Source organism: Tunicatimonas sp., assembly GCF_049647865.1.
GTDB lineage: Bacteria > Bacteroidota > Bacteroidia > Cytophagales > Cyclobacteriaceae > Tunicatimonas.
On the sequence record NZ_JBARYM010000489.1, the window covers coordinates 1 to 9,331 of the forward strand.

At 43.1% G+C, this 9,331-nt stretch carries 7 protein-coding genes; 5 read left to right on the top strand and 2 right to left on the bottom strand.

Features of this window, described 5'->3' with window-relative positions; all coding sequences use genetic code 11:
* Positions 1-111: 111 nt before the first annotated feature.
* From WBA23_RS14525 to scpB, 4 genes are all read left to right on the top strand, one after another.
* Complete coding sequence (locus tag WBA23_RS14525) at positions 112-1,449, top strand: Gfo/Idh/MocA family protein (protein ID WP_424582999.1); 1,338 nt, start codon at positions 112-114, stop codon at positions 1,447-1,449.
* 741 nt (positions 1,450-2,190) lie between these two features.
* Positions 2,191-3,504: an NAD(P)H-dependent oxidoreductase gene (locus WBA23_RS14530; RefSeq protein ID WP_424583000.1), complete on the top strand. Its 1,314-nt coding sequence runs from the start codon at positions 2,191-2,193 to the stop codon at positions 3,502-3,504.
* 136 nt (positions 3,505-3,640) lie between these two features.
* The gene (locus WBA23_RS14535) at positions 3,641-4,024 is read left to right on the top strand and encodes a TraR/DksA family transcriptional regulator (RefSeq protein ID WP_424583005.1); all 384 of its coding nucleotides are present in this window, start codon (positions 3,641-3,643) and stop codon (positions 4,022-4,024) included.
* Positions 4,025-4,037: 13 nt separating this feature from the next.
* On the top strand, positions 4,038-4,649 hold the full coding sequence (gene scpB / locus WBA23_RS14540) for an SMC-Scp complex subunit ScpB (RefSeq protein WP_424583001.1): 612 nt from the start codon (positions 4,038-4,040) through the stop codon (positions 4,647-4,649).
* Positions 4,650-4,670: 21 nt separating this feature from the next.
* Here scpB and WBA23_RS14545 read toward each other — a convergent pair whose 3' ends face one another.
* Together WBA23_RS14545 and WBA23_RS14550 are read right to left on the bottom strand one after the other, a co-directional pair.
* Entirely contained in the window at positions 4,671-5,612 is a 942-nt protein-coding gene (locus WBA23_RS14545; RefSeq protein WP_424583002.1) for a carbon-nitrogen hydrolase family protein, read from the bottom strand.
* A gap of 2 nt (positions 5,613-5,614) precedes the next feature.
* The gene (locus WBA23_RS14550; RefSeq protein WP_424583003.1) at positions 5,615-7,549 is read right to left on the bottom strand and encodes an AAA domain-containing protein; all 1,935 of its coding nucleotides are present in this window, start codon (positions 7,547-7,549) and stop codon (positions 5,615-5,617) included.
* Positions 7,550-7,757: 208 nt separating this feature from the next.
* Between WBA23_RS14550 and WBA23_RS14555 the strand changes: the two genes are divergently transcribed.
* Positions 7,758-9,331, top strand: a 1,574-nt coding sequence (locus tag WBA23_RS14555; protein WP_424583004.1) for a heavy metal translocating P-type ATPase, incomplete at its 3' end; no start/stop codon positions are given.

Here is a 9,331-nt window from a genome sequence, read left to right on the forward strand (position 1 = left end):
AAATCCTGGTTACCCTGTTGGGGGTGGTTCTTAAGTCGTTAGTAAGTTTTAAACTAAAAAGGGCTTCGGCCCTTTTTTTATATATTTGAAATACAGACTAATAATGAAATTATGAAATCTTCAAGAAGAACATTCATTAAGAATACCGCCGCAGCCAGTTCGGCGGCTTTTGTGGCTCCTACTATCATCTCCTCGCGAGCGTTTGGCGCGAATGACCGTATTAATGCTGCGGTGTTAGGGATAAATGGCCGGGGTAAAAACCATATCAAAAGCTTAATGGCTCAAGACGATGTTGCAGTGACCGTTTTGTGCGATCCGGATATGAACTTGCTGAAAGAACGACAAAAGGAGTTTAAGGAAACCTATGACGAAGATGTTGCGCTGGAGCAGGATTTACGTAACGTAATGGATGATAAAGATATTGATGTAATCAGTATTGCGTCACCTAATCACTGGCACGCGCTCACTACCATTTGGGCCTGCCAGGCAGGAAAAGATGTGTACGTGGAAAAGCCCGGCTCCCACAATATTTGGGAAGGCCGCAAAATGGTAGAAGCCGCTAATAAGTACGACCGAATTGTGCAGCACGGAGTGCAGTTGAGAAGTTCGCCCGCGATCAACGAGGCTATTGGACTTCTGCGCGATGGATACATCGGACGAGTATACATGTCGCGCGGTCTGGTGTTCCGCTGGAGAGATGATATCGGTATTCAAGGAACTTCACCGGTTCCCGACGGGCTGGACTACGATCTGTGGACCGGCCCCGCTCCTAAGCGTCCTTTCTCCCGAGACCTGGTACACTACAATTGGCATTGGCACTGGGACTACGGCAATGGCGACGTAGGCAATCAGGGCATACACGAGACCGATCTTTGTATGTGGGGATTAGACGTGGGCCTACCGACCAAAATTACCTCTATGGGTGGAAAATTTCTTTGGGACGATGCTAAACAAGTTCCTGAGGTGCTAACGTCCGTTTACAAATATCCCGATGAAGATAAAATCATCCAGTTCGAAGTACGTCCCTGGGTAACGAACGCCGAAGCTGGGGTTACAGTGGGTAACATCTTCTACGGCGAAAAAGGAATTCTCGTGGTAGATGGATATGATAAATATCAGACCTACCTGGGAAGAGACCGTACCCCGGGCCAGTCAGGTGAAGACGGCGGCGAATCAGCTACCGGTGTAGATCGGGGAGCGGGAGGCACGGATGGACACTTTGCCAATTTTATTGAAGCCGTCCGTAAGCACGATAAGTCTATACTAAATGGTCCGGTAGAAACCGCGCACCTAGCTTCTGGATTAGCACACCTAGGTAATATTGCCTACCGGTTAGATCGAGTACTAACGTTTGACCCGGATGCAGAAACTTTTGTAGATGACCCTGAGGCCGATGCTATGCTGTCTCGCGATTATCGTGAGGATTTTGTGGTTCCGGAAAGCGTATAGTCCCCTATGAAAAATGCGTGGTGAACGTAAATAAACCACATTCAAATTTCAGCAAAAAACGCATGTAGCAAGGATAGGTTCCTTATTGGTAAATCTGTCCTCGCTACTTGGTTACGCGAAAAATATAGAGCTACGCTACTTTACCGGCAATAAAGGATATGATAGATCCCAGCACCAACTGATGGGAAAAAAGAGGCTTACTCAATTTTTTGCGCTAAGGGCAGAGCGAATTTCGTATAGCACATTTTAAGTGCTCCAATGAAACTCTTTTGGCGTTTCCCGCGCCACAGTGGCCCGGATATATTCCGGCAGTTGCGGGGCGACCCTCTCCACTGCGGGATCTCCCGCATCGTAAGAGGGTGATGCCGCGTGACGTCCACCGGAATTCGCGGAGCCTTCCATGCTGGGCCTTATCCGGCAATGATATTCCGAGTTATTTATTATTACTTTTAGTAATACCCCCTCAATAAACAACCTGCATATGCACTTTAACAACTCGATCTTCTAAGCGAATTTTGGTTATAATTGTAAAATATTACTCCTTTTTCTAGGATGTATTGTCTATCCTTAATTTGATTTGCAAGTAACCAACTACATAAAAAAGTGTTGCCTTCTTTATGTACTGATAGATATCCCAGGTTCAATCCTACTGATAAGCCACATTTATATTAATTTTTATAATTTTTTTTGAAAAAGTTACATTTATGTCTTACCTTGCACTGGTAAACAAACATTTGTCTAATGATTATTACTGATAAAGCTCTACAGTTCCGCGAAGATATAGGTAACCCCATCCGGGTAGGAATCATTGGAGCCGGATATATGGCTAAAGGCTTAGTGAACCAGATTGAACGTTATACATCTGGTATGAAAGTAGTAGCCATTAGCAATCGTACTATAGATAAAGCTCTAGGCTGCTACCGTCAAGCAGGTATTACTGATGTTGCTGAAGTTGAAAATGCTAGTCAGCTCAGCGATGCGATCAACCACGGACATTACGTAGTTTGCCAACACGCCTCTATTCTTTGTGAGGCAGAAGGTGTTGATGTTATTGTAGAAGCAACAGGCACTATTGACTATGCGGCCTCATCTGTACTGAACGCTGTTAAACATCATAAACCAGTAGTACTGCTGAACGCTGAATTAGATGCTACGCTAGGTCCCATTCTTAAACATTATGCCGACAAGTCAGGAGTAATTCTTACTGGTAGCGATGGCGATCAGCCCGGGGTTATTATGAATTTGTATCGATTTGTGAAGGGATTAGGGTTCGATCCTCTAGTTGCGGGTAACATAAAAGGGTTCCTTGATTTTCATAAAAACCCAACGGATATGGCTGAGTATGCCCAGAAAGCAGGACAGAATGTAAACATGATTACTTCATTTACCGATGGTACTAAAATAGCCTTTGAGCAAGCATCGGTGGCCAATGCTACCGGCATGGTGGTAAGTAAGCGAGGGATGAACGCATTCCGAACAACAGATCATGTTGATAAATTAACGCAACTGTACGATATAGACGAATTAAAGGCCTTAGGTGGCATTGTAGACTACGCGGTAGGATCTGAACCTGGCCCGGGGGTTTATGTATTTGCCACCACTGAAGATCCGTTATCAAAAGAGTATCTGAGCTATTTAAAATTAGGTAAAGGCCCACTTTATAGCTTTTACACGCCCTACCATCTATGCTTCTTTGAAGTGCCTAACTCCATTGCTCGAACATTCCACTTTAACGATGCGGTTATGGCACCTATAGATGGACCAGTAGTAGAGGTGGTAGCTGCTGCCAAGAAAGACTTGAAAGCAGGGGCGACATTAGATGGATATGGCGGATATACTAGTTATGGGGTTTGCGAAAACTATAAAAGTACTCGCTCAGAAAATCTACTTCCTATTGGGTTAACCAAAGGAGTTGTATTGAAGAGAGACATTCCAAAAGATGCAATCATTACATTTGATGATATAGAAATTCCGAAGGATCGCCTTTCATTCAAATTATATCAAGAGCAAGTAAAGTACTTTAATCCTACGCCAGAGCCAGAAGCAGTTAGCTAATTATTTCGCCTAGATACTTTATCACTGAGTGAACTTTTAGGGTTATTGGTATCATTGTAAAAATATACAACCAGAAGCTTTGAGAATTGGCAGGCAGAACTAATTTTGCCTGCCAATTGGATTAAATTCTAAAATGATGCAACAACACGAAAAAATGCGATATTCTGACGAAGAGTTACAAGAATTTGAAAAAATTATTGATACCAAACTAGGAAAAGCGAAGGAAGAATTAGACAATATTAAGCAGTCTTTGAGCAGAATTCATGATAATGGTACTGATACTACTGTTGGCACTAGTAAACTGTTAGAAGATGGGGCTGATACGTTAGAGAAGGAGAGTTTAAGCCAGTTGGCTGCTCGTCAGCAAAAGTTCATCATTCAATTAGAGAGTGCAAAGGCTAGGATCAAGAACCGAACCTATGGGATCTGTATTGATACTGGTAATTTGATATCTAAAGAACGACTAAGAGCAGTACCCCATACGCGTCACTCTATTGAAGCAAAGCTGAAGCAGCAGTAAAATCAATCATCTTGTGAATTTTCTTCAAAAGCATATTGAAGCGCTCATCTTTTGCGCCGATAGCCCTATTTCATTAGCTGATATTATCGGCTGCCTTACTGAAATGTTTAACACCGAGGTCTCGCACGAAGATGTAGCTGTGGAGATTCAGAACTTGATTAATGAGTACGAAGATGAGCGATACTCCTATCATATTGTTCAAATTAGTGAGGGCTACCAATTTTTGACTAAGCCTGCTTATCAAGCTAGCATAAGTATTTTACTGAAGCAGCAATCTAAAAAAAGGCTGTCTACGGCTGCATTAGAGACCCTTTCTATTATTGCGTATAAGCAACCAATCACGAAGGCAGTGATTGAGCAGATTAGGGGAGTAGGTTGCGACTACGCTATACAAAAGTTGCTAGAGAAGTCGCTGGTTGAAATTAAAGGTAAGGACGAAACAATCGGGCGCCCTTTGCTTTACGGAACTTCAGACAAGTTTATGGAGTATTTTGGCATCAATAGCTTACAGGAACTGCCTTCCCCCAAAGACTTCTCCCAAAATAATGAAATTGGTGAAGCTGCTATCGAACTACCAGACGTCGATCTATCGTCTTTTCAAGATAATGATGACAGTAAATCTTAATGATCGCTAACATCTTAGCGCTTACTTGATTTTATTCTTATCCTCCTGTATAATACTTGGCTGCCCTGATATTGTAAGATCAAAAACATCATCTCGGGAGTAGTGACCCACTACGTCAAAGTCTAGTTTATGGCGAACTGAATTGGTCAAATTAATAGTTGCGGTTAGAATGCCTTCTTTATTATAGAGTGGACCGGATAGAACTTCTCCGTCAGGGCCAACAATGATACTGCCACCCCGGCAAAAGTCTTCTTGATAATCCTTTACAAACAATTGATATTCTGCTGGGTAGTCTTCTCTACGAAAGAATTGATTACAGCCCAGTACAAAGCAGCGTCCTTCTAAAGCAATATGCTGAAGAGTAGCTGTCCAATTAGCACGAGCATCGGCGGTAGGGGCTAAATAAATTTGAACCCCCATTTTATACATTGCCATACGAGCCAATGGCATGTAGTTCTCCCAACAAATTAGACCACCCAAACGCCCCACTTTTGTGTTGACGGCAATTAATGTATCGGCTTGACCTTCCCCCCAGACTAAGCGCTCAACTCCGGTAGGTTTTAGTTTTCGATGCTTGCCCAGGTAGCCATATTCAGGTGAAAAATAAAGTAGGGTACAGTACAAAGTGCCATTAACTTGATCGCGTTCTGTAACGCCAATCCCTAGGTAAGTTCGATACTTTTTGGCCAGATCAGCAAGCAGTTCTACCTCCCTACTAGGAACTGCCACACTATTTTCCCAATATTTCTGATAAAGGTCGCGACTTTGATCGCTCCGATGACCGATAGAGGCATCAAAAGTAAACCCTCGCGGATACCCCGGAATAAAGGATTCGGGAAATAACACCAAATCACTGTTCTGCTCGGAAGCCTGCTGAAGCCAATAGTCTACTCGCTCTAGGGTAGTATTTAAATTAAAAAAAACGGGAGTAGCCTGCACAACTCCTACAGTTAGTTTATTCATGGCTAACTAGGATAAATATACTCAAAAGCACTTCGGTAAGCATCGGCTTGCTGTACGTAATCTAACAATTGTCCGTAAAACGGATGATTTCCCAACGTAGCACTATCGCCAAAGATTACGAGCTTTTTCTTCGCTCGGGTCATGGCAACGTTGGTTCTACGGATGTCTTTTAAAAAACCGATTTCTCCTTTGGGGTTAGATCGTACCAAGCTAATATAAATTATTTCTCGTTCCCTTCCCTGAAAAGCATCAACCGTGTCAATAGTTATTAGCGATTGAATATCAGATAGAAATTGATACGAAAGATAGTGTTCGGTAAGAAATTTTACTTGTGCTTTGTAGGGCGTAATAATACCAATATTGATACGGTTCTCTAATAAATATTGAGGGGACAAATCTTCTACTAGCGTATTCAAATGATTAAGCAGTAGTTGGCCCTCCTCTTTGTTAAAAGTACTCAGGGTTTCTGGGTCAGTCTTGTCATTAAATCCACAACCGGCCGTATCTACAAAAGTCAACGGAGCTTGGTTCTCAGTCAAGGTCGCAGTACGAACAGACTCAGCCGCTTTCAATTGACTGTCGTAAAAATAGTGGCTGGAGAACTGCATGATTGCTTGGTGCATACGGTATTGCATCTGCAGTAATGCATCTACCGGAGTGCCTAACTTCTTTTGCCGATCCATGCACTTCTCAAACAAAGTAACATTCAGCCCTTGTTGAGCGGCTTCAAACGATTTGATGGTAGGTGGTAACTGATAGTGATCACCGGCAAAGATAACGCGCTGAGCCTTCTGAATAGGAATCCAACAGGCAGCTTCCAGAGCCTGAGCGGCTTCGTCAATAAATACGGTATCGCAGCGAAAACCTTTGATGAGATTATTAGATGCGCCTACCAGCGTGCAGGCAATTATCTGGGACTTTGATAAAATATCGGCAACAATATAGTGCTCTAGTTGCTCGGCTTCGTTTCTCAATCCGGAAGCTTCGCTTAATAATCGCTTTCGTTGTTGGCGTTCGGAATGACCAAAATTTCTTTTAAATTTCAGGGCCAGCTTACGCATTTCTTCCGAGCGTTTTCGTAACGATTTTAGGTCTTTGTAGTAACCGTGTTGAGCGATTTGTGCGTCAATAGTGCGGTTCAGGTTTTGCTCGGTTACCCGGGCGGGATGACCCAGCCGAACTACGTCTAAATCTTGTTCACTCAGCTTTTCTACCAATAGATCAACGGCAGCATTGCTGGGGGCGCAGACCAGCACTTGTTTTTCCAGTTGAACCGTTTGAATGATCGATTGAACCAGAGTGGTAGTTTTTCCCGTACCGGGCGGGCCATGGACAACAGCTACATCTCGCGCCTGACGAATGCGTTGCAGTGCTAGATTCTGACTTTCATTCAGTGTGTCTACGTGACCACCGAAAATATCTTTCTTAAATGCGGCAGGCTGCTCACCTAGTAAAATAGATCGTAAATCTAGCAAGCGAGAATCCTTGGTGTCAATCACTCTTTTTAGGGCTTTTTCCATTTCGCGGTAAGCCATTTCGTCGAATAGTAAATCTACTCCTAGGTTACCTTCGTTAATCCAAGAGGGTAAATCGTTAGTATTCAGTGTGATCGTCATATGATGCTTACGTACATCATTTACTACTCCGGATACTGAAGGCCGATCGTTGGAAGTATTGCAAAATAAGCTTACAATTTTTCCCGAATGAAAAACGTGAGATTTAGCCGATTCGTCGCTACGTTTCACTCGAATGATAAGCTTTTCACCTAAGCTGTATCGTTGGCTTTCCACCACCACTGGGTACCAGCAAACCCCGTCTCGTTTGCGATCTTCTAAGCTGGCTAATAAAACTTTCTGGCGGTAGTATTCTAAATCAGCTTCTTTCTCCAGACGTAACAACTGAATCTGCCGCTGTAATTCTTGAGTAACTTCGGTCATATACGCCTAAGAACGTATTCATTTCAGTTACTGTTTGTGATCGTCTTAATTTTTATTAGTGCCCAATTATGCTTTGAAAAGTATATTGAGGTAGAATCCGAAAAGTATAATCGTATAAGAAGTTTGGTACGCTAAGGACCAAAGTCCTATTTAACTTTACGTAGATTGATTACCTTAGAAATATTAGAGATAGCTAAGAGAAATAACCATGACTACGGAAACTATATCGGACAAACAAGCCAAAGTTCAAGCTAAAAATAAATCCACTGTTCGGAAGGTATTTCCGGTAACCGGTATGAGCTGCGCTGGATGTGCCGCCAGTGTGGAATCTACCCTAAAACACACGGAGGGAGTAAATGCGGCTAATGTAAACTTTGCTAATCACTCAGTGCAGGTAGAATACGCAGAATCACTTTCGCCTACTAAGTTACAGAATGCTATTCGGGCAGTAGGCTTTGATTTAATTGTTGCTGAAGAGAATGCGGAGGAAATCCAGCAAGACATTCAACAGCAATACTATAAAAAAACACGATTCGATACACTGGGAGCTGCGCTACTTACTTTGCCGATCTTTGTTATTGGTATGTTCTTAGCGAATTGGCAGGCTGGTCGTTGGATTTCATTAGTACTTAGTATTCCGGTGTTGTTTTGGTTTGGGCGTCGTTTCTTTATCAACGCACTCAAACAGGCGCAGCATAAGCAAGTCAATATGGATACTCTGGTAGCTCTTAGTACCGGGGTTGCTTTCCTGTTCAGTTTATTTAATACGTTTTTTCCTCAGTTCTGGACGCAGCAGGGGCTGGAACCACACATTTACTATGAGGCGGCTACCGTAATTATCACCTTTATATTACTTGGAAAACTGCTAGAAGAACGAGCGAAATCTCAAACTTCTTCCGCTATTAAGAAACTGATCGGGTTGCAGCCCCAAACTTTAATAGTTGTTCGTAATAACCAGGAAAAAGAAATTGACTTTGCTTCAGTCCTCGTAAACGATATTGTTATTGTTCGTCCGGGCGAAAAAATTCCGGTAGATGGGGTGATTGTAAAGGGAGAATCTTTCGTAGATGAGAGTATGCTAACGGGTGAACCACTAGCGGTTGAAAAGCTACCGAATGAGCCAGTTTTTGCCGGAACGATTAACCAAAAGGGAAGCTTTTACCTACAGGCCTCACAAGTTGGAAGCCAAACTCGATTGGCTCAGATTATTCGTCAGGTACAAGAAGCTCAGGGTAGCAAAGCTCCGGTGCAAAAACTGGTCGATAAAATTGCCGGAATCTTCGTTCCGATTGTACTGGGTATTGCCCTAATTACTTTTATCATCTGGATGTTAGTTGGTGGTGAAAATGCAATTACTCACGCCTTACTAGCCGCTATTTCGGTGCTGGTTATTGCTTGTCCGTGTGCTTTAGGATTAGCCACCCCAACCGCCATTATGGTGGGAGTAGGCCGGGGAGCGGAAAATAATATTCTGATCAAAGATGCTGAGAGCCTGGAGTTAGCACACCAAGTAGATACGGTTGTACTTGATAAAACCGGAACCATTACCGAAGGCAAACCGATAGTTACCAATCTACACTGGATGATCCAAGACGAGCTAGCATTACCCCGGTCAATCCTTTTGGCCTTGGAAGCGCAATCAGAGCATCCTTTGGCGGAAGCCGTGGTCAAAAAGCTTCAGGAAAAAGAAATGCAACCAGCGCAACTATCCGGTTTTACTAGTTTAACGGGTAGGGGAGTCCAAGCAACTTCCTCAGATGGACAAACCTACTACGTGGGTAG

Excerpts from the sequence above, each read along its gene's own strand:
- WBA23_RS14525 (WP_424582999.1), top strand. The coding sequence starts at position 112 with ATGAAATCTTCAAGAAGAACATTCATTAAGAATACCGCCGCAGCCAGT.
- WBA23_RS14530 (WP_424583000.1), top strand. The coding sequence starts at position 2,191 with ATGATTATTACTGATAAAGCTCTACAGTTCCGCGAAGATATAGGTAAC.
- WBA23_RS14535 (WP_424583005.1), top strand. The coding sequence starts at position 3,641 with ATGCAACAACACGAAAAAATGCGATATTCTGACGAAGAGTTACAAGAA.
- WBA23_RS14545 (WP_424583002.1), bottom strand. The coding sequence starts at position 5,612 with ATGAATAAACTAACTGTAGGAGTTGTGCAGGCTACTCCCGTTTTTTTT.
- WBA23_RS14550 (WP_424583003.1), bottom strand. The coding sequence starts at position 7,549 with ATGACCGAAGTTACTCAAGAATTACAGCGGCAGATTCAGTTGTTACGT.